The sequence below is a fragment of the Acinetobacter boissieri genome, from assembly GCF_900096955.1.
In the GTDB taxonomy this organism is placed as follows: Bacteria; Pseudomonadota; Gammaproteobacteria; order Pseudomonadales; family Moraxellaceae; genus Acinetobacter; species Acinetobacter boissieri.
In genome coordinates, this window is sequence record NZ_FMYL01000003.1 from 89,633 (window position 1) to 111,905 (window position 22,273).

At 36.7% G+C, this 22,273-nt stretch carries 24 protein-coding genes; 11 read left to right on the top strand and 13 right to left on the bottom strand.

Features of this window, described 5'->3' with window-relative positions:
- Window positions 1–34: 34 nt before the first annotated feature.
- Window positions 35–622: a TetR family transcriptional regulator gene (locus BLS38_RS04005; protein ID WP_092747053.1), complete on the bottom strand. Its 588-nt coding sequence runs from the start codon at window positions 620–622 to the stop codon at window positions 35–37.
- Window positions 623–742: 120 nt separating this feature from the next.
- On the opposite strand from BLS38_RS04005, the gene BLS38_RS04010 reads away from it, so the two are divergent.
- Window positions 743–2,224 (top strand): MFS transporter, encoded by a 1,482-nt coding sequence (locus BLS38_RS04010; RefSeq protein ID WP_092747054.1) that lies wholly within the window; start codon window positions 743–745, stop codon window positions 2,222–2,224.
- Between the two features lie 56 nt (window positions 2,225–2,280).
- Here the strand turns inward: BLS38_RS04010 and BLS38_RS04015 are convergent, their stop codons facing one another.
- From BLS38_RS04015 to BLS38_RS04035, 5 genes are all read right to left on the bottom strand, one after another.
- Window positions 2,281–3,516 (bottom strand): NAD(P)/FAD-dependent oxidoreductase, encoded by a 1,236-nt coding sequence (locus tag BLS38_RS04015; protein ID WP_092747055.1) that lies wholly within the window; start codon window positions 3,514–3,516, stop codon window positions 2,281–2,283.
- A gap of 85 nt (window positions 3,517–3,601) precedes the next feature.
- Window positions 3,602–4,528 carry a 4-hydroxyproline epimerase gene (locus tag BLS38_RS04020; protein WP_092747056.1) on the bottom strand — a complete coding sequence of 309 codons (927 nt, stop codon included), beginning with the start codon at window positions 4,526–4,528 and terminating at the stop codon, window positions 3,602–3,604.
- Between the two features lie 217 nt (window positions 4,529–4,745).
- Window positions 4,746–5,516, bottom strand: coding sequence for a sulfite exporter TauE/SafE family protein (locus tag BLS38_RS04025; protein ID WP_092747057.1), 771 nt, complete (start codon window positions 5,514–5,516; stop codon window positions 4,746–4,748).
- A 22-nt stretch (window positions 5,517–5,538) separates the two neighbouring features.
- Entirely contained in the window at window positions 5,539–6,240 is a 702-nt protein-coding gene (locus BLS38_RS04030; protein ID WP_092747058.1) for an MBL fold metallo-hydrolase, read from the bottom strand.
- 132 nt (window positions 6,241–6,372) lie between these two features.
- Window positions 6,373–6,987, bottom strand: coding sequence for a superoxide dismutase (locus tag BLS38_RS04035; RefSeq protein ID WP_092747059.1), 615 nt, complete (start codon window positions 6,985–6,987; stop codon window positions 6,373–6,375).
- A 1,134-nt stretch (window positions 6,988–8,121) separates the two neighbouring features.
- Between BLS38_RS04035 and BLS38_RS04040 the strand changes: the two genes are divergently transcribed.
- Together BLS38_RS04040 and BLS38_RS04045 are read left to right on the top strand one after the other, a co-directional pair.
- Window positions 8,122–9,489, top strand: coding sequence for an ABC1 kinase family protein (locus tag BLS38_RS04040; RefSeq protein WP_092747060.1), 1,368 nt, complete (start codon window positions 8,122–8,124; stop codon window positions 9,487–9,489).
- Between the two features lie 298 nt (window positions 9,490–9,787).
- Window positions 9,788–11,074 (top strand): dicarboxylate/amino acid:cation symporter, encoded by a 1,287-nt coding sequence (locus BLS38_RS04045; RefSeq protein WP_092747061.1) that lies wholly within the window; start codon window positions 9,788–9,790, stop codon window positions 11,072–11,074.
- A gap of 68 nt (window positions 11,075–11,142) precedes the next feature.
- On the opposite strand, the gene BLS38_RS04050 is transcribed toward BLS38_RS04045, so the two are convergent.
- Both BLS38_RS04050 and fumC read right to left on the bottom strand, forming a co-directional pair.
- Window positions 11,143–11,625, bottom strand: a complete 483-nt coding sequence (locus tag BLS38_RS04050; RefSeq protein WP_092747062.1) for a hypothetical protein — start codon at window positions 11,623–11,625, stop codon at window positions 11,143–11,145.
- A 188-nt stretch (window positions 11,626–11,813) separates the two neighbouring features.
- Window positions 11,814–13,208 (bottom strand): class II fumarate hydratase, encoded by a 1,395-nt coding sequence (gene fumC / locus BLS38_RS04055; protein ID WP_092747063.1) that lies wholly within the window; start codon window positions 13,206–13,208, stop codon window positions 11,814–11,816.
- 194 nt (window positions 13,209–13,402) lie between these two features.
- On the opposite strand from fumC, the gene tusD reads away from it, so the two are divergent.
- Genes tusD through BLS38_RS04075 form a run of 4 tightly spaced genes read left to right on the top strand, consistent with a single transcriptional unit; the run spans window position 13,403 to window position 14,750 of the window.
- Window positions 13,403–13,771 (top strand): sulfurtransferase complex subunit TusD, encoded by a 369-nt coding sequence (tusD, locus tag BLS38_RS04060; RefSeq protein WP_092747064.1) that lies wholly within the window; start codon window positions 13,403–13,405, stop codon window positions 13,769–13,771.
- An 11-nt stretch (window positions 13,772–13,782) separates the two neighbouring features.
- Entirely contained in the window at window positions 13,783–14,133 is a 351-nt protein-coding gene (locus BLS38_RS04065) for a hypothetical protein (RefSeq protein WP_092747065.1), read from the top strand.
- 7 nt (window positions 14,134–14,140) lie between these two features.
- Window positions 14,141–14,410, top strand: a complete 270-nt coding sequence (locus BLS38_RS04070) for a hypothetical protein (RefSeq protein ID WP_092747066.1) — start codon at window positions 14,141–14,143, stop codon at window positions 14,408–14,410.
- Window positions 14,411–14,435: 25 nt separating this feature from the next.
- The gene (locus tag BLS38_RS04075; protein ID WP_092747238.1) at window positions 14,436–14,750 is read left to right on the top strand and encodes a TusE/DsrC/DsvC family sulfur relay protein; all 315 of its coding nucleotides are present in this window, start codon (window positions 14,436–14,438) and stop codon (window positions 14,748–14,750) included.
- Window positions 14,751–14,757: 7 nt separating this feature from the next.
- Here BLS38_RS04075 and BLS38_RS04080 read toward each other — a convergent pair whose 3' ends face one another.
- Complete coding sequence (locus BLS38_RS04080) at window positions 14,758–15,222, bottom strand: hypothetical protein (RefSeq protein ID WP_244518166.1); 465 nt, start codon at window positions 15,220–15,222, stop codon at window positions 14,758–14,760.
- A 146-nt stretch (window positions 15,223–15,368) separates the two neighbouring features.
- Between BLS38_RS04080 and BLS38_RS04085 the strand changes: the two genes are divergently transcribed.
- From BLS38_RS04085 to accC, 4 genes are all read left to right on the top strand, one after another.
- Window positions 15,369–16,781, top strand: a complete 1,413-nt coding sequence (locus BLS38_RS04085) for a coniferyl aldehyde dehydrogenase (RefSeq protein WP_092747067.1) — start codon at window positions 15,369–15,371, stop codon at window positions 16,779–16,781.
- Between the two features lie 194 nt (window positions 16,782–16,975).
- Window positions 16,976–17,413, top strand: a complete 438-nt coding sequence (aroQ, locus tag BLS38_RS04090; RefSeq protein WP_092747068.1) for a type II 3-dehydroquinate dehydratase — start codon at window positions 16,976–16,978, stop codon at window positions 17,411–17,413.
- Between the two features lie 34 nt (window positions 17,414–17,447).
- Entirely contained in the window at window positions 17,448–17,873 is a 426-nt protein-coding gene (accB, locus tag BLS38_RS04095) for an acetyl-CoA carboxylase biotin carboxyl carrier protein (RefSeq protein ID WP_092747069.1), read from the top strand.
- 15 nt (window positions 17,874–17,888) lie between these two features.
- Window positions 17,889–19,256, top strand: a complete 1,368-nt coding sequence (gene accC / locus BLS38_RS04100) for an acetyl-CoA carboxylase biotin carboxylase subunit (RefSeq protein ID WP_092747070.1) — start codon at window positions 17,889–17,891, stop codon at window positions 19,254–19,256.
- A gap of 49 nt (window positions 19,257–19,305) precedes the next feature.
- On the opposite strand, the gene BLS38_RS04105 is transcribed toward accC, so the two are convergent.
- The 4 genes from BLS38_RS04105 to BLS38_RS04120 all read right to left on the bottom strand — a co-directional run bounded on the left by BLS38_RS04105 (window position 19,306) and on the right by BLS38_RS04120 (window position 22,256).
- Window positions 19,306–19,545, bottom strand: a complete 240-nt coding sequence (locus BLS38_RS04105; RefSeq protein WP_092747071.1) for a hypothetical protein — start codon at window positions 19,543–19,545, stop codon at window positions 19,306–19,308.
- Window positions 19,546–19,710: 165 nt separating this feature from the next.
- Window positions 19,711–20,796: a chorismate synthase gene (gene aroC, locus BLS38_RS04110; protein WP_092747072.1), complete on the bottom strand. Its 1,086-nt coding sequence runs from the start codon at window positions 20,794–20,796 to the stop codon at window positions 19,711–19,713.
- A 15-nt stretch (window positions 20,797–20,811) separates the two neighbouring features.
- Entirely contained in the window at window positions 20,812–21,825 is a 1,014-nt protein-coding gene (gene prmB, locus BLS38_RS04115; protein WP_092747073.1) for a 50S ribosomal protein L3 N(5)-glutamine methyltransferase, read from the bottom strand.
- 110 nt (window positions 21,826–21,935) lie between these two features.
- A complete protein-coding gene (locus tag BLS38_RS04120) occupies window positions 21,936–22,256 on the bottom strand; it encodes a hypothetical protein (protein WP_092747074.1) in 321 nt (106 codons plus the stop codon).
- Window positions 22,257–22,273: the final 17 nt, after the last annotated feature.

The following is a 22,273-nucleotide window of genomic DNA, read 5'->3' on the forward strand; positions in this document are numbered from 1 at the left end:
TATAAAAAGTGGCTATATAGGCACAAAATAAAATTTAGTTAAACAATTCATTACGAATAATATATTCAATATGGCGCTGAAACATATCGTGATCCAATCCACGTAACCCTAGATTACAAATGTTTTCTAGCCCACACACAAATGTAATCAGCCGCCATGCAATATCAGTTGAATTGGTATTCTTTTGAATAACATATTCTTTGTTTACTACACCCAATTCTATTAAGTCTTTAATGCTGGTATGCCATTGCTCCATTGTTAAGTTATACGCTTTTTGAATTTCTTCATCTTGAGCCAAAATTACTTCAGCTTCATTCCATAACTTCAAATAAGGCTGTACTTGCTGAATATCTTCACATCCCAGTGAAATAGATATTTTTGTGTACCAATTATCAGTTTCGACTGATTTTTCAATCATCGTTAATTGATTCATTAAGCAAGTAAATACTTCAGCTTTTAAATGAGATGCGGATTTGAAATGATGATGCACTTGCCCTGTAGATATCTGTGCCTCAGTGGCTATACGCCTTACCGTCATAGCACTCAGACCATCTTTTAATGCAAGCCTCATTGCCACATCTAAAATCATTTTATGCCGTTGCGGTTTATTTAAGTAACTCATAAAAATCAAACCCGTACATATATAGCGTTATTTTTATCATAAAATAAAATTGGACATTTGTTCAAGTTAAATATAACCTTATATTTTGAACAAGCGTCCAAGTTTAGTTTTAGGTGCTAAATGAAACAAAAATATATTATTCTTACTGCTATTATTCTGATTTATTTACCTGTCACCATAGATGCCACTATTCTTTATATTGCAATGCCAACGCTCAGTGCTGCATTAAATTTAAGTAGTAGTCAGCTACTATGGGTACTCGATATCTACTCTTTAATTATGGCAGGTCTTATTCTACCGATGGGTGCGTTAGGTGACCGTATCGGTTATAAAAAACTCATGCTTATTGGTGCAACAGTTTTTGCGCTCGCCTCTTTTATGGCTGCATTTTCTAATAGCGCATACATGCTTATTGGTGCTCGTGCACTACTAGGATTAGGTGCTGCAATGATTTTGCCTGCAACCCTTGCTGGTGTTAGACAAACATTTACTAATGATAAGCAAAGAAACTATGCTCTAGGCATCTGGAGTACTGTGGGTGGCGGTGGCGCTGCAGTTGGCCCATTACTAGGCGGATTTATCTTAGAATATTTTGACTGGGGAATGATATTTTTAATCAATATTCCAATTATTTTAGTCGTCATTTTTTTAAGTCTTAGATATATTCCCAAGCAAAATACCAACAAGAGTCAAAACCTCCACTTAAAACAGGCTTTAATTTTAATCTCGGCTATTTTAATGCTCATTTACGCTGTGAAGTCTGCATTCTATGCTATAAATATGAGTGTATTTTTACTATTTTCGCTAGGTTTATTGTGTTTGATTTATTTCATTCGAAATCAAAAAAAATCTATAAACCCAATGATAGATGTAAGTCTATTTAAAAATAGAATCATTTCCACCAGTATTGTAATGTCTACTTTTGCAATGATTGCATTGGTCGGCTTTGAGCTTTTACTCTCTCAAGAGTTACAGTTGATTTACAATTACACTCCACTTGAAGCAGGTATGTTTATTCTACCATTTATGCTCGCAATAAGCCTTGGTGGTCCTATTGCAGGATATGTTATGAATAGATATCCCCTATATAAAATTGCAACTGTAGGTATGTTTTTTTGTGCATTGAGTTTTCTAGGATTAGCGAATATAGACTTCCAAGACGATGCAATGAGTGCTTGGTTTTGGATGGTTGTAATGGGACTCAGTATTGAGATTTCTTTTTTATCATCAACATCTGCAATTATGTCTTCAACACCATCACACAAAGCAACAGCTGCAGGTGCAATTGAAGGTATGGCATATGAGCTTGGTGCTGGACTAGGTATTACTATTTTTGGCTTATTGCTCTCTTATTTTTATACAGCATCATTTATTGTTCCTGAACAAATTACGACATTAGAAATACAGTATGGAGTTACAGAAACACTTAATGTGGCGACATCTATTGAAGATAAACAAATATCTCAACAGTTAGTTGACGCTGCTCATCGTTCTTTTTCATTCGCTCATCAACAAGTGCTTTATGTTGCTAGTGGTGTATTCTTGAGTTTATCTATTTTTGTGTATATGCGTTTAAAAAACACACCGTATAATCCAATTTAAGTTTGATTTGATGTGTATCGATGTTTAGCTTTTGACTAAACATCAATACACGCTATTTAATTAAATCGCTCTATACTATACATAGAGGTATCAATATCAGATGTTTCATTAAATATCATTTCTTTAATGAGCCGTGCTGTAATGGCACATTGCGTTAAGCCTAAATGGCCATGACCAAATGCATAAAATAAACGATCACAAGACATTGAACGACTAATCACAGGCAAGCTATCTGGCGTACTTGGACGATGACCTGACCATACAGTACCTATCGTCTGTTTTAAGTCCGGAAAATATAATTGAGCCAATTTCACCAAAGCATCTGAACGCTTATAATTGGGTGGATTGTTTAAGCCACCAAACTCAGCAGCTCCACCTATACGTAACCCACATGTTAAAGGTGTTATTACAAACTTTCGTTCAGCAAATACAATTTCACGTGATATTTTAATATCAGGGTTTCTAATCGTTGTATTATAGCCTCTTTCACTTTCCAGATAACATTTTTCACCCTGTTGCTTCGTTAAACAGGATGACCATGCACCTGTAGCTAAAACAACTTTGTCAGCGGTATACACCGTTTTTCTGCCTTCTAAAGACATATTATTTGGAGATTTTTGAATAGAATTTACTTCATCTTGAATAAACTTAACCCCGTGCTTGATTAACCATGTTCTTAATTGATCTACAATATACTTAGGATCTGTAACATAACCTGCTTGAGGAACAAACATGCCATGTTTTACTCTTTCACCTAAAGCAGGTTCATACTTTCTTGCATCATCACCTGACAAATACTCTGTGATAATTCCTGATTTTATACGCAAGGCCCACATGTTTTGATCTTGTTGAAAGCCAATATCACTTTCATAAACAACTAATGCACCCTTTTGTTTTAGCGCATCAATCACCCCAATGTCTTTAAACATTGGAATCATGTCACGATAAGCATGTGTATTCAGTGCAACTAAGGCTTGATGTGAACGTAGAGCATGTTGTTCTTTGCTAGCAAGATAAAAGCGATAGAGCCAAGGTAGTAGCTTTAAACTATAATTAGGGCGAACAGACAGTGGACCTAATGGATTGAGCATCCAACCAGGCACCTTCCAAAATACACCAGGTACACTTGCAGGATTGACTTCCATGACGGCAATAGAGCCAGCATTACCAAATGATACTTTATCTCCTGCGGGGTCACGATCAATAACTGTAATAGAGTCCCCTGCTTTATATAGCGTATATGCGATTGAAAGACCAATGATACCTGCACCTAGTACAATTATATTTTGCATACCCTATCCTTAATTTTTGTCCATTTGCATCATGTCCTGTGCATGCACTTATTAAATTTATTTTAGATTTGACTACAAGGTGTATTCAAATACCCCAAATAAAGACATCGTTATCTTCTAAAATCAGCGTTGTTTCCGCACTGATTGCAGCAGAGCCACGAATAATTGGCTGTATACCAACATCTAAAGGTTCATAATAGGCTTCAAATTGACTACCAATAATACTGGCCTGTCGCCATATCTCATAAGGTTCTAATTTTTTATCTGCAGCAAGACATGCTAATTTGGCACTCGTACCTGTGCCACAAGGTGATCTGTCGTACTCTCCACCGGGACATAACACAAAACTACGACTATTTGCATCAGTATCTGTAGTAAACAATTCGATATGATCGATGATTGCGCCGTGTTCCCCAAAAATATTTTGAGCCTGTAATTCTTTTTGTAAATCGAGTGAAAATGTACTTAATTCAGGAATATTTTTTTTATCAATAACTAAACCATGGTCATTTACTAAAAAGAACCAGTTACCACCCCAAGCAATATCACCTTTAACTTCACCGTATTTTTTACTATCAACAATAACGTCTTTTTTGTATCGCCAAGAGATAACATTTTTTATACTGACAGAACCATCATCATGCAAAGTTGCAGTGATATCGCCTACAGGCGTTTCTATTTTATGTGTTCCGACTTTTATTTTCCCAATATATGCCAAAGAATGTATTAAACCAATGGTGCCATGCCCACACATCCCTAAATAGCCCATATTATTAAAAAAAATAACCCCTGCACTAGCAGTAGGATCAACAGGCTCACAGAGTACTGCACCAACAAGGACATTATGACCACGAGGCTCTAACATGACCGCTTTTCTATAATGATCATGTTGTGTAGATAAACATTTAAGACGATCTTGCATGGTACATAGACCCAAGTCAGGAAATCCATCAATAATTAACCGTGTTGGCTCACCGCCTGTGTGTGAATCAATAATTGATATTTTTTGCATATTTGAGTCCTTATTTATTTTTTATCGTGCATAAGTACATAGACCAATTTGCTACTACATCATGATTTATACATGTTTAATCATCTAAAATGCTTTTATATGTATATAGTATACTATATCTAAAATAAACCAATGTATGAAGTCTAATTTTTTGCTTTAAAATAAGAAAATAATGAGGTTTTTTGTTTTATAGTTAAATGATGAGTGAACCAAAACGCTACATGCGATATAGCGTAATAATTGCAATGCAACCGAGTAATAGTGCAAATACTTTATGAATAATTTGCTCATGAATATAATGTTGTAGGAATCGACCAATGAACATACCAATAAACGCCGTGATTACAAAAACAAAGGTTATAGACAAAGGATAGTGGTAACCAGATGACATCTGAGTAACCAGTGCAATTGAGCCAACCAAGAAGATAATCATTAAAGAAGTTGCAGAAATACAGCACATAGAAAGGTTAGAAATTTTTTTAAGTGTTGGAACTAAAATAAACCCCCCGCCTACACCTAATAAACCTGTAACAATACCTAAAAAGATACCTAAACCTCCCAAATAACCTCTTGTTTTTGTGTTCCAAATAAATCGACCAGTAGATTCATGGGTATGACACAAATTTAATGATTTAATGGGTTTTTTAATGAAATAGCGACACGCTGAAATCAGCATAACAATGCAAAATAAAACAGTAATATAGTGTATAGGAATAATTTTACTTAAAGTCACGCCAATATATACGGATGGAATAGATAACAATGCAATCCAAATAGCCGCTTTATAGCGTACAGTATGCTGTAGTAATCCTTGTATGGTCCCTGCTCCAGATGCAATTGTTGTAGCAATAAGTGCAATAGGCGCAGCCTGTGACACACTCCAAGACTGTGACCACATGAGTAAAGGTATTGCAAGTACGCCACCCCCAGCTCCAGTAAGACCTAGCACAACACCAATAAATATACCTTCGCAGGCCAACAAGAACATAACCGTCTCTTATAATGTAATATTAATGGTAGTCTCTTGGCGATTTACCACACAATTTATTTGCAGGTAAGGCCTGATCTATTTGTGCAGGATAAGCTAAGTCTAAATGATCCATAATATTAATGAACTGTGCTTTACTAATACCTAAAGCCAGTCGTAAATTATATTTTTTTTCATGTCCGATACTAGAAGATAAATTACCTTTATAGTCATGTGCTGGATACACTATCGTCTCATCTGGTAGTGTAAATAACTTGTTGTAAACGCTTTCGTATAGATGTTCTGCAGAGCCACCTTGAAAATCTGTTCTACCACAACCACCAATGAGCAGAGTATCGCCTGTGAAAACATAGCCTTTTACATAATAAGATGTACATGCACTGGTATGCCCAGGGGTAGCAAGTGCCTTAATACATTGTTCTCCAAAGCGAAATTCACAGCCATCTGTCATAAAAATATCTGCACACTCTACTCCAGCATTTTTATGTACAACTGATTTTGCTTGCGTAGATATTCTTAGACGATCAGACGCCGTGATGTGATCTGCATGTATATGTGTTTCAAAAATATATTGTAGATTTGCATTATGTTCTTTAACTTCTGCAAGATATTTATCTAGATCACACTGTACAGGGTCAATAATAATGGCTTCTTTACTATATGGACACATCAGAAAATAACTGTATGTCGCACTTTTTGGTTCAAAAAATTGTTTAATATACATGCTAAAATACTTCTTTTATATGATATTTATATATACTTATAACATATTAAGATATAGATAAACAAACTATTCCAAACAATTTTAATAAAAAAACGGCCTAAATATAGGCCGTTTTTTTATTAAAATTAGAGATTATTTTGCTAAAGCTTCTTGATAACGACGTGAAACTTCTGCCCAATTCACAACATTATAGAATGCGGCAATATATTCAGGACGACGGTTTTGATATTTCAAGTAGTAAGCATGTTCCCACACATCTAAACCAAGAATAGGTGTATTACCATGCATTAATGGAGAATCTTGGTTTCCACTGCTCTCAACGACAAGTTTCTTGTCTGCAGTCACGCTTAACCACGCCCAACCGCTACCAAAGCGTGTTAAAGCAGCTTTAGTAAATGCGTCTTTAAATGCATCTAGGCCATCTAATTCGTTTTCAATAGCAGCTGCAAGTTCACCTTCAGGTACGCCACCGCCTTGTGGGCTCATCACTGTCCAAAATAAAGAATGGTTAGCATGGCCACCACCATTGTTTTGTACAACACCTTTTAAGTTTGCAGGCACATCTTTAATTTTCGCAACAAGTTCTTCAACAGGGAGCTGTTCCCACTCTGTACCCTCAATAGCCGCATTAATATTATTGATATAAGTTTGATGATGCTTGGTATGGTGGATTTCCATTGTTGTTGCATCTAGATTTGGCTCTAGTGCATCATATGCATATGGTAGTGATGGTAATGAGTAAGCCATTTTTATGTCCTTATTAACTATAAATAATTTCATGAATAACAATACGATAAACTGAAGTTTATTTCAATATAAAGCACTACTTCTAGTAAAAGACTCTATCGTATGTGCCTTAAAGATACTATAGTATTTTATTGACAGTATGTAATTTAACATAAAGCATTTTATTGAGATCGTATATCAGAACAATTAAAAAAAGTAACTGAAATTTAAAAGTTGTGTAACACAATTTCGTACTTTATGATGAATCTATACGCCATATATTGCTTTATTTAGCACTACTCTTTCAAATTAGATCTATTATAAGTATGAAAAAACTGAAAATTTTATCAAATAAAATCAAAATCTATTAAAAAACCACTTACTTTAAATCTAAAATGTATGTTATTTAGTCCAAAAATAAATGGCCATTACGACATGGTAAAATTGCACAAAATTAAAATTTTTAAACAGATTTACATGTCAAGACTAAGATTCTAGTCAACTGATTTAACTAAAACACAATTGTATTAGCTATATTTGACGCCGTACCAGTTAAAGATGCATCTATAAACACAGTGACATTTAACAAGGCCTCACTCTATCTAATAACCTAATTTTTTCTTTTCTGATAATTTCTATATTTCGCTAGATAAGACCTATACTAAATGACAGCTTTTTTTATTTTCGACAACAATTAGATACTTAAAGTAGTCATCGTTTTTGTGATTTTTTGCCCCAAATATAATACTTTGTATGTATATCCTACCTAGACAACATATATTTTTTAATTGTAACCAAATACCAAGTTTTGGTGTAGTGGATTTTACTTTATTAAATTTTGTGATTTTTTATAGTTATCAATATTTGTATTGATATGCTTTATTGCTTCTAATTTATCAACTATTTTAGCTAATTTTTTCTTTTTTTCTTTTTTTCTTTTTTCTTTTTTTCTTTTATTATTTTATTTAGATATTTTTCCAATATTTCCATTTCTAAAATAAAAGCTTAAAAATACTTAGGCTATTTTTATAGTATCTTTTGGTTATTTATTGGTACAAGCGCATATTTTTTAATTACAATAGTTTTTGTTATGATTGTATGATTACGTTTGTTATTCAATTTAATAAACATCAAACCGAACAAAGGATTTTCTCTATGCCTGATCAAAAAGATATATTAAAAAATCTAAAGACATCTTCTATTGATCGCCGTTTTTCTATTGCTAAAGCTTCTTTTTTAGCTGGAACACGCTGGGCTACATCAAATGCGACTTCTTTTTTTGCAAGCGATGAAGAAAAAGAACGGAAGCGTAAAAAAGTACTGACTGAACAAGCTAATTATTTGGTGTCAGAAATTGGAAAGTTAAAAGGTTCTATTGTAAAAATAGGCCAAATGATGGCGTTATATGGAGAGCATTTTTTACCTAGAGAAGTAACAGATGCGCTTAATACACTAAACAACCAAACGATTGCAGTGGATTGGAATGCCATCTCCCCTCACCTTATACAACAACTAGGTAATAAAATAAATGACTTAGAGGTCGACCCCAATCCAATTGGTACTGCTTCTCTCGCTCAAGTACATAAAGCAGTCTTAAAATCTACAGGTGAAGTGCTCGTATTAAAAATACAATACCCTGGCGTTGCGAGCGCAATAGATTCAGATATGAATCTATTTAAACAAATGCTTAGATTGACCAATCTACTGCCACAAACAAGAGAGTTTGACCAATGGTTTGAAGAAGTGCGTGACATGATGCACAGAGAAGTGGATTATACATTAGAAGCACAAACAACATTACGCTTCGCAAATTATTTAAAAGATGACATGCGTTACGTTGTACCACAAATTATTGAAAAATACTGTACAGACCAAGTGCTCTGCATGAGCTATGAATCTGGTTTGCCTGTAAATAGCCCTAAAGTATTGTCACTTTCACAGCAAAGACGTAACAAAATTGGTGAAGCATCACTAGAAATTGCTGTGAAAGAACTCTTTGTTTGGGGAGAAATGCAGACGGATCCAAATTTTGGTAACTATTTAGTTCGACTTGCCGAAACAGACGAAGAAGTAGATAAAATCGTTTTGTTAGATTTTGGCGCAATTCGTCAATTTGATGAAGAAATGCTTACGCTAGCTCACAATTTAATTCATGCAGGCTACTTACATAGCTTAGATCAAATGGTTGATGCGATGAAAGGTTACCCCTTCTTTGACCAAATTCCTGAAAATATTAAGCCGGATATGGCTAAAGTATTTTTACTCGCAACTGAACCGTTTAGTAGTTTAAGCAATAATTCGGATATTCCGGAAGGGATTATGAATAATCAAGACCAATATGACTGGAAAAAAAGTCAACTACACCAACGTGTGATGCAACGGGCAAGTAAATCTATGGCTTCACGTTACTTTAGTGTTCCTCCTAAAGAGTTTATGTTTATTAGTCGTAAATTTATAGGTGCTTACACTTTTATGACAGTTATTGCAGCTCAAGCAAATATTAGAAAAAGTTTAAATTTTTAGTGTTTGTTGTTTTTACCTGATAGATACTTAGGCTATTTATCAGGTAAGACTAAAGTATGATGTCATCTTTCGCCCATAGATCTTTAGAACAAAAATGTATCTCCTTGATGAAAAATAAATTAAACTACTGAAATATATATATATTTAAAAATAAAAAATAAATTATTTTCAAATATAAAAGAAGTCAATATGCTAATCATTTTAATATTTGATAGTTATTATTTCGACTTTGAATATCTTTTTAAAGTAAAATTGGTTCAATTTCATCTTCAAATGTAAATACTTTGGGATTCAACCAATGGATACACAAACTCATTCTCCCGATAAAAAACCAAAATTTTATCAAGTGCTTTATATACAAGTCATTTTTGCTATTACTTTAGGTATTATTTTAGGACACTTCTACCCAAGCGTTGGTGAAAGTCTTAAACCGCTTGGTGATGCGTTTATCAATATTGTCAAAATGATTATCTCACCTGTGATTTTCTTAACTGTAGTCACTGGTATTGCGGGTATGAAAAATATGGGAAGCGTTGGTCGTGTTACAGGTAAAGCAATGCTTTACTTCGTGACCTTTTCTACCCTTGCATTATTTGTAGGTATGATTGTTGCCAATGTCATTCAACCCGGCCATGGTTTAAATATTAACCCTGCAACATTACAAGCAGATAAAGTGAGTCAGTATGTTGAAAAAGCACATGACTCGACTATTGTCGGCTTTTTAATGGGTATTATTCCAAAAACTTTACTTAGCCCATTGGTGGGTGGCGATATTTTGCAAGTGTTGGTTGTTGCGGTATTGTTTGGTATTGCTCTTGCATCAACAAATGATAAATCTCAACCAATTATTGATTTTTTAAATACCCTGACTGTACCCGTGTTTAAACTTGTAGGCATGCTCATGAAGCTTGCACCAATTGGTGCATTTGGTGCAATGGCTTTTACAGTCGGTAAATATGGTGTTGGTTCTATTGGGAATTTAGCGCTATTAATTGCTACTTTTTATATTACGTCTATTTTATTTATTGTTGTCGTTCTTGGTGCAGTTGCACGTTATAACGGCTTTTCAATCATTGCGCTTATTCGCTATATAAAAGATGAATTATGGTTAGTACTAGGTACAAGCTCGTCAGAGGCAGCTTTACCAAACCTTATGCGTAAAATGGAAAATGCTGGGTGTGAAAAGTCTATTGTGGGTTTAGTTGTACCTACAGGCTATTCTTTTAACTTAGATGGTACCAATATTTATATGACGATGGCTGCTCTATTTATTGCTCAAGCATGTAATATTGATTTAACGATTGGCCAGCAACTTACCCTTTTACTTGTTGCTATGATTAGCTCTAAAGGTGCAGCAGGTGTTACAGGTGCTGGTTTTATTACCTTGGCTGCAACACTTTCTGTAGTACCTGACGTACCCGTTGCAGGTATGGCACTTATTTTAGGCATAGATCGTTTTATGTCAGAATGCCGTGCATTAACTAACTTCATTGGTAATGCTTGCGCAACGATTGTTGTTGCACGGTGGGATAATTCTTTAGACAAAGAACAATTGGATAAAGCGTTAAATTCAAATAAAAGATAAGGTTTAACTTATCTCTAAAAAAGCCCAGTTTTTACTGGGCTTTTTTATTTCTCTTAAGTATACTTAGGCTATTTAAGGATTGCTTTTAGCACATCATCAGAAACGTAGCCTTGCCATAATTGTCTTAACGTCGGTAAATAAAACTTCTCACCAATATCAACAAGTTCTGCATCAATTGCAGCATGTAATTGGTGTAAAAATAAGTAGTCTTTTTCTATGGTTGCACGGTCTTTATAAACGACAACCTGTTGCCTTGCTTTTTTCACAATTTGGTCAGCAAATTCACGACTTTTAAACCCAGCTAAGGCCGTTAGACGTATTTCAACAACGCCCCAACCAGACACAAGTAATTTAAAAATCTCAAAATCATGTCGAGTTGACTCCCACTGCATTTCTTCTAAATTATTATCTGTAGGCAATACCGGTAGTAATAGCTCCATCACACTTGGGAATATTTTTTTAAAGTTAAGTATAAATTTGACCGCTTGCGTCCCTGGGTAGTCTTTAAACTGTACCTGTTTTTTGGTATCTGTAAGATAAACATCAAACATAGAAAATCATCATAAAACAAAAGTGCCATTGTAAAACATAAGGTGCTTAGAGCTATAGTTTTTTTATATGATTTTAATTTTAACGAATGTGGTTAATGCTCTTAGAGCCTGAGTTATGCTTAATTTATAAAAGATATACTAAAATATTTGAAAAAAGCACCTCTTCAGTTAAGAGGTGCAAAAGATATTTACTTCACATTGGCAGAAACCATATTTTCAGGTCTTACCACGGCGTCAAACTGTTCCTCTGTGACAAGGTTAAGTTCAACAGCCACTTGTTTGAGTGTTTTACCTTCTTTATAAGCAGTTTTTGCGACTTTAGCTGCATTTTCATAACCAATAATTGGATTAAGTGCAGTTACCAACATTAATGAGTTATGCAAAAAGTACTCAATTTTATCTTTGTTTGGCTCAATACCCACTGCACAATGGTCATTAAAGCTGTTACATGCATCGCCGAGTAAGCGAACAGATTGTAATATATTAAATGCGATCACAGGCATAAAGACATTGAGCTCGAAATTCCCCGATGCACCCGCAATACTAATGGTTGTATCATTACCTAACACTTGCGCCACCACCATTGTCATGGCTTCACTCTGTGTTGGATTTACCTTACCTGGCATAATACTTGAACCAGGTTCATTTTCAGGAATACGAATTTCACCAAAACCACAACGTGGGCCACTGGCGAGCCAACGAATATCATTGGCAATTTTATTTAAACTCACAGCCAACGTTTTTAATGCGCCAGATGCAAAAACAACTGCATCTCGTGCAGCCAAAGCTTCAAACTTATTTTCTGCAGTTCTAAACGGTAGTCCCGTAAGCGTTGCTAAGTGCTGTGCCGCTTTCTCTGCATACGCGGGGTGCGCATTTAATCCAGTACCTACAGCTGTACCACCAAGGGGTAATTCATACAAACCATTTAATGCATGTTCTAGACGCAATAAGGCATGATCGAGTTGTGATACATAACCACTAAACTCTTGTCCTAAAGTTAACGGCGTTGCATCTTGTAAATGTGTACGGCCAATCTTCACAATGGGTGCAAACGTCTCAGATTTAGCATGTAAAGTATCACGTAAGCGTGTCACTGCAGGAATGAGTAACTCATGTATATGTAAAGCGGTTGCCACATGTATAGCAGTTGGAAAAGAGTCATTGGTCGATTGTGCACGATTTACATGATCGTTTGGATGAACGGGGTATTGCGCCCCTAAAGGCTGACCTAGCTTTTGATTAGCAATATTAGCAATAACTTCATTACAGTTCATGTTACTTTGCGTACCAGAACCTGTTTGCCAAACGACCAATGGAAACTGTGCATCCCACTGCCCTGCAATAACCTCATCTGCTGCATCAATGACTGATTTGGCAATATTTTGTGGGATTTGTGCTAACTCTGCATTAGTTATCGCTGCTGCTTTTTTAACAAGCCCCATACCAGAAATTAAAACACGTGGTAAATGCTCTGAACCAATTTTAAAGTTCTGCAGACTACGCTGTGTTTGTGCCCCCCACATCGCATGACTTGGCACTTCAACGTCACCCATGGTGTCATGTTCTATACGCATATCCATTGTTAATTACTCCTTATAAACACGTTTTTAATCAATGGCACTAGTAATAAAACATTAAACAGATATAAACAAGAATCATTTCGTTGTTTTTAGCGATTTTTTAAACAATGATTCACAGAAAAAATTATTCAAGCAATGACGTATTGTATACGGCGTTTTATACTAATCACATTGAATCATGACACATCCACTCAATGAGCACACTTATTTTAGTTACCGCACCGCCAAGTACTATTTTTGCATGGCATGCCTTAGGTTTGGCACAAGCACTCAAACAAAAAAGTTCACCGTTTACAGTATTTTTCTATCAAGACGGCGTTTATGTGGCTAATGCATTAAATTGGGTACAAAATGACCAACGCAACTTAACCCATGAATGGCAAGCACTAGAGATTACTCTACCCGTTTGTGTAAGTGCAGCATTACAACGTGGGATTACAGATCAAGACAATGCAGAACGCCATCAGCTAAATACATCAAATCTCGCGGCTCAATTTAAACTGGTAGGTTTAGGTGATCTTATAGAAGCATTCGGTCAAGCCGAACGTATAATTCAATTTTAAGGCGTAGCTCAATGAAAAAAATACTTGTTGTGCTCAATCAGGCCAATATTACCCAATTACAAACCCTAGAAAGCTTATCCGCCACTTTAGTCTTTGCAACTTTTGGCCATGACGTTAGTGTACTATTGCAAGATGCCGCACTTAGCCTAATGAGTCCCAAAGCAAAATTCAACACACAACAACATGCTTTTAAATTTGCAAGCAACTTGGTTGAAAGTCTTGAGCTATACGATATTGAGCATATTTACATTGAACAACAGCAAAAAGACCACCCTTTTGCACAAAATACACAAATAAATGTTCATCCTATTGTGTTTGATGCCACATTTATTCACACCTTTGACCAAGTCATTTATTGGTAATCTAGCTATGCAAAACCCAACACTCTTTTTAATACAAAGCAACTATGCAAATACGGAAAAACAACTACAACGACTCAGCGCATTACTCCAAGCAGACGATGCCATTGTTTTAATGGGTGAAGCCATATTACATGCTCACCGTATACAAACAACATATAAAGTTTATGTATTAGACAGTGAGAAACAACTTCTAACAATACAAACTCCACACGTGATTGACTACCCCTCATTTGCAGACCTAATTTTGCAGTATGCCAAAGTCGTACGTATTGCGTAAACAACCGTTTAGAGATGAACATCAAATGACTTTACAATTCGAGTTAGACCAAGACGGTCACTTAATTGACCACAACACATGGAATGCAGAAGTTGCGCAAATCCTTGCTAACAACCTAGATATTCAATTAGAGGCTTGGCATTTAACTGTGCTTGAACATGTCCGTTTATTTTACCAACAATATGACCATGCACCCAGTACACGGCCACTGATTAAATTTCTAACAAAACAAGACCCAAGTATTAATAATGCAATTTTGCAACAAGGGTTTAATACAGGGCTAGTTGCGCGACAACTGTGCAGACTCGCTGGATTGCCTAAACCTGCCAACTGTCTATAAGCTAAAACTACGGCAAAATACGTCTTAACCCAACAACACAGCTACGACTGTCAGCTGAACCACAAAACTGAATATTATTGGCATCTTGCCAATGTACATAGTACTGCAGCACTTCATTGTTCACTGGGGTTGTTTTACCTGAACAGTCTGGCTGTGAATTATTAGATGTAATTTGTAAAGCCAATCCTGAGACAGGACCATTGTCAACAGAGGGTTGGTATTCATACAGGCCTGTTGACCACTCTTGGTTACTATTCACCACAACTTTGTTATTATCTTTAAAGTTATAGTATTCAACACACTGGCTATTTGGCATCGCCATACCCCATAATCCAGAAATCACAGGACGTTGAACAATAGTAATGTCGCCATCAGGCTGAGTGACTTTACTTTTTGTTGTTGCACTGGGTTCATCAGCAAGGACTGACATTGAACCTAAAAGCAATACACTTAATATCAATAATTGCTTCATATTATCCTTTTATATTAAAACGAATCTCTTTATCAAAATTTAGCATAAATCACCGTCAAATATTGTTTATTTTTATATACATGATTCATCAGCATCGTATTTAATTTCATAGTACTATGAAAAGATAAGCTTTCAGTGAGACTGGCATGCAAACACAAGATACGATAGACCAACTACACAAACAATTCCAAGATCAACAGCATGCCTATGCCAAACAACCTTACCCAAATAGCAACCAACGTAAACAGTGGTTAAAACAACTACTGGTCCAATTACAACAACATGAAAATACGTTATGTCATGCCATCTGCCAAGACTTCTCCCACCGCAGTATAGATGAAACACGTATTGCTGAAATCATACCCAGCTTATCTGCCATTAAATATTGTATTAAACACCTCGAACAATGGATGCAACCGAGCAGTAAACGAGTAGGACTTTTGTTTCAACCTGCAAAAGCATATGTTATGCCACAACCTTTGGGTGTTGTTGGTATTATTGTACCGTGGAATTATCCTATTTATTTAGCCATAGGACCACTATGCCAAGCGCTCGCCGCAGGTAATCGTGTCATGCTAAAAATGAGCGAATTTACCCCACAATTTTCCCAATGCTTTCAAGATATTATTTCAAACAGCTTTCCAAGTGACCTTGTATGTGTCGTTACAGGTGATACCAGCATTGCACAGGCTTTTTCACAATTGCCATTTAATCATTTGCTATTTACAGGCTCTACAGCAGTTGGAAAACACATCATGCGCGCTGCTTCAGAAAACCTTACCCCTGTAACACTAGAATTAGGCGGTAAATCACCTGCAATCATTGCACAAGACGCAGACTTTGATGAAGCTATACAGCGCATTGCTTTTGGTAAAGCCATGAATTCAGGACAAACCTGTGTAGCACCAGACTACGTGTTGGTACATAGCACTCTAGAACAACAATTTATTGAAAAATATCTTTTAGCATTACAAAAATTCTACCCACACATTGAAAATAACCCGGACTACACTGCCATCATTAACCAAAAACAACTCGAACGACTACAGCATTACCTTCAAGATGCCAAGCAACACGGCGCAACCATACATACCATGACAGGCCAAACATCTGGGCGAAAAATAGCACACTGTGTGATTCAACAACCAACTACAGCGATGAAAGTCATGCAAGAAGAAATTTTTGGCCCGATTTTACCTGTGATCAGCTATACACACATTGATGAAGCAATTGAATACATTAACCAAGGGGCTCGACCTTTGGCGCTGTACTATTTTGGCTTTAATCGCACACAACAACAATACGTCCTACAACACACACACAGCGGTGGTGTATGCTTTAATGAAACACTCATGCATGTGGCTCAAGAAGACTTACCTTTTGGAGGTGTTGGTGCATCTGGCATGGGAAGTTACCACGGCATAGAAGGCTTTAAAACTTTTAGTCACGAAAAATCTGTCTTTGTAAGGCCAAAACTGAGTTTTATGAAAATGATCTATCCACCTTATGGCCAATGGTTACAAAAGAAACTCTTTAAGCTCTACTTTAAAAAACCTTAAAACCCAAATGAAAATTTGGCACTTTTTAACATTGCCTATTTTCGTAAAAATTAGCAAGATATGCGCAATATTTTATATTGCACTCCATATCTAATACGATAAAAACGCATAAAAGATGCGAGATATTGGATTAAATCAACAAACATTGCAAACAACTTGCAAAAAATGGCGATCTACGGATCAGGACAAATAACATGCATTCTCATATTCTTGTGATACATGGACCAAACCTTAATCTGTTGGGTCAAAGAGAGCCTGAAGTCTATGGACACCTTACACTTGATGATATTAATCAGAACTTAACACAACATGCTGCACAGCAGTCTTGTCAACTCAGCCATTTTCAAAGCAATGCAGAGTTTGAAATTATTAATCAGATCCACCAAGCTGTGCAAAACAACATTCAGTTTATTATTATTAATCCTGCTGCTTTTACCCATACCTCTATTGCAATTAGAGATGCTTTACTCGGGGTAAATATTCCATTTATTGAAGTCCACCTTTCAAATGTACATGCAAGAGAGCCATTTAGACACCATTCTTATCTAAGCGATAAAGCCAAAGGTGTCATTTGTGGTCTTGGAGCATATGGTTATACAGCAGCATTAAATTATGCTCTTTCAACACTTTAGTTTTCCACTTATTTAAACAAGGAATATTCATATCATGGACATTCGTAAAATCAAAAAACTGATTGATCTAATGATCGAATCTGACCTACAAGCAATTGAAGTTAAAGAAGGCGATCAGTCTATTGCTTTAACACGCCGTAGCCCAGAACCAATTTACACCACCAATGCAATTGCAGCACCAAGTGCACCAGCAACGTCTGCACCTGTGGCAAAAGTATCACGTGGTAGTGTTGAAACAGCGCCTATGGTTGGCGTATTTTATGCAGCATCTAACCCAGGTGAAAGTCCATTTGTACAAGTGGGCCAAACAGTTTCTGCGGGTGAAACATTGGGTATTATTGAAGCCATGAAAATCATGAACCCAATTGAAGCCACTCAAAGCGGTGTTGTAGAGGAAATTTTGGTTAAAAATGGCGAAGTGATTGAATTTGGTCAACCATTATTCCGTTACCGCGCATAATTACGGAGTATCACCATGTTGCAAAAAGTACTCATTGCAAACCGAGGTGAAATCGCACTGCGTATCACTCGAGCTTGTAAAACACTCGGTATTAAAACTGTTGGTGTCTACTCAGACGCAGACAAAGACCTTATGCACTTACGCTTTGTAGATGAAGCGGTCTGTATTGGACCTGGTGCAACCAGTGAAAGTTACCTAAATATTCCTGCGCTACTTACAGCAGCAGAAGTAACAGGTGCAGATGCCATTCACCCAGGTTATGGCTTTTTATCTGAAAATGCAGAATTTGCAGAGATGGTTGAAAGCTCAGGCTATATTTTCATTGGTCCAAGACCTGAACATATTCGCCTCATGGGGAATAAAGTATCTGCGATTACTGCTATGCGTAAAGCAGGTGTACCTACTGTACCTGGCTCACAGCATGCAGTTACCCCAAGCAATGCCAAAGAAGAAGCTGCAAAAATTGGTTTTCCTCTTATTGTAAAGGCAGCATCTGGCGGTGGTGGTCGTGGTATGCGTATTGTAGAACGCATAGATACCTTACTTGAGTCTGTACAAGCTGCTCAGCGTGATGCAGAAATGTGGTTTGGTGATGATACGGTCTATATGGAACGTTTTTTACAAACCCCTCGCCATGTTGAAGTACAAATATTAGCTGATGGTAATGGCCACGCCGTTCATTTATATGATCGTGACTGCTCATTGCAACGCCGTCATCAAAAAGTATTAGAGGAAGCACCTGCGCCAGGATTACCTGTACAAGCACGTGCAGATATCTTACAAGCCTGTGTAACGGCATGTGAACTCATGCAATACCGTGGTGCTGGTACATTTGAGTTTCTATTTGAAAATGATGAGTTCTTTTTCATTGAAATGAACACGCGTGTACAAGTAGAACACCCTGTAACAGAAATGGTCACAGGGATTGATATTATTGAGCAGCAATTAAGAGTAGCAGCAGGCCTAGGCTTAAGCGTTCAACAAGATGATATTAAAGTGCAAGGTCATGCCATTGAATGTCGAATCAATGCTGAAGATCCAACCACTTTTATGCCATCGCCAGGTAAAATTGAAAGTTTTTATGCGCCAGGTGGTGCAGGCATTCGCTTAGACTCGCATATCTACCCAGGCTATAAAATTCCACCGTATTATGATTCAATGATTGCAAAGCTGATCGCACATGGTAAAGACCGTAAAACGTCTTTAGCACGTATGCGCCAAGCACTTGATGAAATGATTCTTACCGGTGTAAAAACCAATATTCCATTGCACAAAGACCTGATCTTACAAGATGAAGCGTTTTGTGAAAATGCCATGGATATTCACTATTTAGAAAAGCACTTATTACAGCAGTTAGTTACCCCAACTGATGCAAAAAAATAAATGCATAAAAAAGGAAGTGTTCAATGAACACTTCCTTTTTTATGCATGTTTAAACGACTGAAACAACTTTAATCACAATAGTTTGTGACTCTACTGCATCGGTATCATCATATATTTTTTTTCGAGTGAGCTCTTTAGATAATACTTTAAAAGATCTATTTTGATATTCAAGATGTGTGGCAATTTTATCAAAATAGTCACTTGCTACATCAATTTCATCTTCATACAATGCATGACCTAGCTGATATTCTTTACTTTTTAACAAAATATATTTGACCACAGTTTTCATGTGCTCTCCCTTTATCTAATATGCTTTTCTCTTAGTTGTAACAGCTTTTATAATAATGTCAAAGTTTATCCATCAGTTTTCAATAAAGTGTTCTAAATTTAGTCATACATAAAACATAAAAAAGCGCCATTTTATAATGACGCTTTTTTATAAAACAAAATACACTTAAATTGGTTCAAATGGCGCTACAACATCAGCATTTTGAGCACGATGACGTAAAAAATGATCCATCAACACAATTGCCATCATGGCTTCTGCAATTGGTGTTGCACGGACGCCTACGCATGGGTCATGACGACCTTTGGTTAAAACGTCAATGTCTTCACGTTGTAAGTTAATGGTTTTACCATTGGTGGTAATACTTGCTGTTGGTTTAAGCGCAATCGCTGCACGAATGGTTTGCCCAGAAGATATTCCACCAAGCACACCGCCAGCGTGATTCGCTAAAAAACCTTGGCTTGAAAGCTCATCACGAGTTTCATGTCCAAATTGTCCTGCAACAGCAAAACCATCACCAATTTCTACGCCTTTCACAGCATTAATACTCATTAAAGCATGTGCAAGGTCTGCATCTAAACGGTCAAATACAGGCTCACCCCACCCTACAGGCACATTTTCAGCCAAAATTTCTAATTTAGCACCACAGCTTGTACCTTGTTCACGCAATGACATGACTAATTTTTCAAAACGTGGCACGGCGTCAATATCACCACAGAAAAATGGGTTTTGTTCTACTTGTGACCAATCTAATGTCTTGGCTACTTCATTGCCAATTTGTGTAACATGACCACGAATTAAAATATTAAACTTTTCAGCCAAATATTTCTTTGCAATCGCTCCTGCAGCCACGCGCATGGCTGTTTCTCTAGCACTTGAGCGCCCACCACCACGGTAGTCACGAAAACCATACTTATGGGTATAGGTATAATCGGCATGACCGGGTCTAAAGGTTTGAGCAATATTGCCATAGTCTTTAGACTTTTGGTCTGTATTTTCAATTAAAAGACCAATTGAGGTCCCAGTCGTTTTTCCTTCAAAGACCCCAGAAATAATTTTTACTTGGTCAGGCTCTTTACGCTGTGTTGCAAACTTCGAAGTACCCGGTTTACGGCGATCAAGATCTTTTTGTAAGTCTTCTTCAGATAGACTTAACCCAGGTGGTACACCATCAACAATCGCCATTAAACCTAAGCCATGTGACTCACCACATGTCGTTACACGAAATAGCTGACCGATTGAGTTTCCTGCCATAATCATACTCCTTGTTTATACGGCAACAGATGATTGGAAGGTTTCTTTATATTGGCGACATTGTGCTGCCGTTAATGCAAAAATACCTGATCCACCTTTTTGAAATTTCAACCAATGAAAATCAACATGATTAAAGTTTTGACGCATAGCCCATTCTGAGTTACCCACTTCAATCACAATCAAACCATCTTCAGTTAAATAATCTGCTGCTTGGGCTAACATTTTACGTACGAGATCCAACCCATCTTGTCCTGCAGCCAAAGCCATCTCAGGTTCATGTAAAAACTCTTCAGGCAAGTCAGCCATATCTTCTGCATCTACATATGGCGGATTGCTTACAATTAAGTCATATTGATTTTCAGCAGGAATTTTAGCAAATAAGTCCGATTCAAGTAGCGCAACTTGATATTGTTTACTGTGGTGCTCTACGTTCAATGCTGCTACTTCTAAAGCATCACGAGATAGGTCTGTCGCATCTACTTCAGATTCGGGAAACGCATCGGCAAGTGCAATTGCAATACAGCCAGAACCTGTACACATGTCTAAAATACGTCGTGGTGTTTTTGCTTTTGTTTGCTCTGGTAGCGCATTCAAAGCCTCACGCATCGCACCGTGTTCGTCTAAGAAATACGGTGCGAAACGCTGATCTATTAGCTCTGCAATAGGTGATCGTGGAATAAGCACACGTTCATCGACATAAAATGGTTTCTTACAGAAATACGCAAGATTTAATAAATATGACGTTGGAATACGTTCATTTACACGGCGTTCAAACAATGTCAAAACTTCTGTTTTCTCACTTGGAAGAAGTTTTGCATCTAGAATTTCTGCATTAGCTTCCCAGTCTAGTGCCAGTGTTTGTAGAACCAATGCTGCACTTTCTGCAAAGAAGTCTTCTGTACCCTGACCAAGATGTGCGTCGTACTGACGTAATACCGTTACGCCAAAGCGAATAAAGTCTCGTATTGTTGTTAGGTTTTCAGCGGCTTCTGCTAGGCTTTCTGAGCGAATGGTCAAACGTTGATCCACGCATTACTCCATCAATATAGATAAAAATATGCGTTATTCTAACGTGTTTTATGGGTATTGATAAGCTTAAAGCCATGCATGTCCAAATAAAGCAAATAATAATGGTATGGCTAGAGTGTAAAGCCAACATAACGCTTATAATCTGCTACCCCTAAACTCATCATATAAATGGTTAAGCTTGCTAAAGATGAACCTTGTATATGTTGCCAGACATTTAACTCTTGATGATGTATTTCATCAACACTGACGGCTAAGGTCTGCTCAAAGTCATCTGCAACATACTCAAAACCTAAATCTAGTGCAATAAATGCAGTATGTTCACACGGTTGTATATATTGTGTCTTAGCCCAATCCAATACACAATGTTGACAACTGGGACAAATAATATTCGGCTGTGTTTGTTGTTCTAAATCTATAACATGATATGACACAATACATCCTTTGTTGT

What these genes read in the sequence shown, in the direction of transcription:
- BLS38_RS04105 (WP_092747071.1), bottom strand. Translation starts at nt 19,545, where the DNA reads ATGAAAACTGTGGTCAAATATATTTTGTTAAAAAGTAAAGAATATCAG.
- BLS38_RS04040 (WP_092747060.1), top strand. Translation starts at nt 8,122, where the DNA reads ATGCCTGATCAAAAAGATATATTAAAAAATCTAAAGACATCTTCTATT.
- BLS38_RS04045 (WP_092747061.1), top strand. Translation starts at nt 9,788, where the DNA reads ATGGATACACAAACTCATTCTCCCGATAAAAAACCAAAATTTTATCAA.
- BLS38_RS04035 (WP_092747059.1), bottom strand. Translation starts at nt 6,987, where the DNA reads ATGGCTTACTCATTACCATCACTACCATATGCATATGATGCACTAGAG.
- BLS38_RS04075 (WP_092747238.1), top strand. Translation starts at nt 14,436, where the DNA reads ATGACTTTACAATTCGAGTTAGACCAAGACGGTCACTTAATTGACCAC.
- BLS38_RS04050 (WP_092747062.1), bottom strand. Translation starts at nt 11,625, where the DNA reads ATGTTTGATGTTTATCTTACAGATACCAAAAAACAGGTACAGTTTAAA.
- aroQ (WP_092747068.1), top strand. Translation starts at nt 16,976, where the DNA reads ATGCATTCTCATATTCTTGTGATACATGGACCAAACCTTAATCTGTTG.
- BLS38_RS04015 (WP_092747055.1), bottom strand. Translation starts at nt 3,516, where the DNA reads ATGCAAAATATAATTGTACTAGGTGCAGGTATCATTGGTCTTTCAATC.
- BLS38_RS04080 (WP_244518166.1), bottom strand. Translation starts at nt 15,222, where the DNA reads ATGAAGCAATTATTGATATTAAGTGTATTGCTTTTAGGTTCAATGTCA.
- BLS38_RS04020 (WP_092747056.1), bottom strand. Translation starts at nt 4,528, where the DNA reads ATGCAAAAAATATCAATTATTGATTCACACACAGGCGGTGAGCCAACA.
- BLS38_RS04070 (WP_092747066.1), top strand. Translation starts at nt 14,141, where the DNA reads ATGCAAAACCCAACACTCTTTTTAATACAAAGCAACTATGCAAATACG.
- BLS38_RS04085 (WP_092747067.1), top strand. Translation starts at nt 15,369, where the DNA reads ATGCAAACACAAGATACGATAGACCAACTACACAAACAATTCCAAGAT.
- BLS38_RS04030 (WP_092747058.1), bottom strand. Translation starts at nt 6,240, where the DNA reads ATGTATATTAAACAATTTTTTGAACCAAAAAGTGCGACATACAGTTAT.
- tusD (WP_092747064.1), top strand. Translation starts at nt 13,403, where the DNA reads ATGAGCACACTTATTTTAGTTACCGCACCGCCAAGTACTATTTTTGCA.
- accC (WP_092747070.1), top strand. Translation starts at nt 17,889, where the DNA reads ATGTTGCAAAAAGTACTCATTGCAAACCGAGGTGAAATCGCACTGCGT.
- BLS38_RS04010 (WP_092747054.1), top strand. Translation starts at nt 743, where the DNA reads ATGAAACAAAAATATATTATTCTTACTGCTATTATTCTGATTTATTTA.
- BLS38_RS04005 (WP_092747053.1), bottom strand. Translation starts at nt 622, where the DNA reads ATGAGTTACTTAAATAAACCGCAACGGCATAAAATGATTTTAGATGTG.
- BLS38_RS04025 (WP_092747057.1), bottom strand. Translation starts at nt 5,516, where the DNA reads ATGTTCTTGTTGGCCTGCGAAGGTATATTTATTGGTGTTGTGCTAGGT.
- fumC (WP_092747063.1), bottom strand. Translation starts at nt 13,208, where the DNA reads ATGGATATGCGTATAGAACATGACACCATGGGTGACGTTGAAGTGCCA.
- aroC (WP_092747072.1), bottom strand. Translation starts at nt 20,796, where the DNA reads ATGGCAGGAAACTCAATCGGTCAGCTATTTCGTGTAACGACATGTGGT.
- accB (WP_092747069.1), top strand. Translation starts at nt 17,448, where the DNA reads ATGGACATTCGTAAAATCAAAAAACTGATTGATCTAATGATCGAATCT.
- BLS38_RS04065 (WP_092747065.1), top strand. Translation starts at nt 13,783, where the DNA reads ATGAAAAAAATACTTGTTGTGCTCAATCAGGCCAATATTACCCAATTA.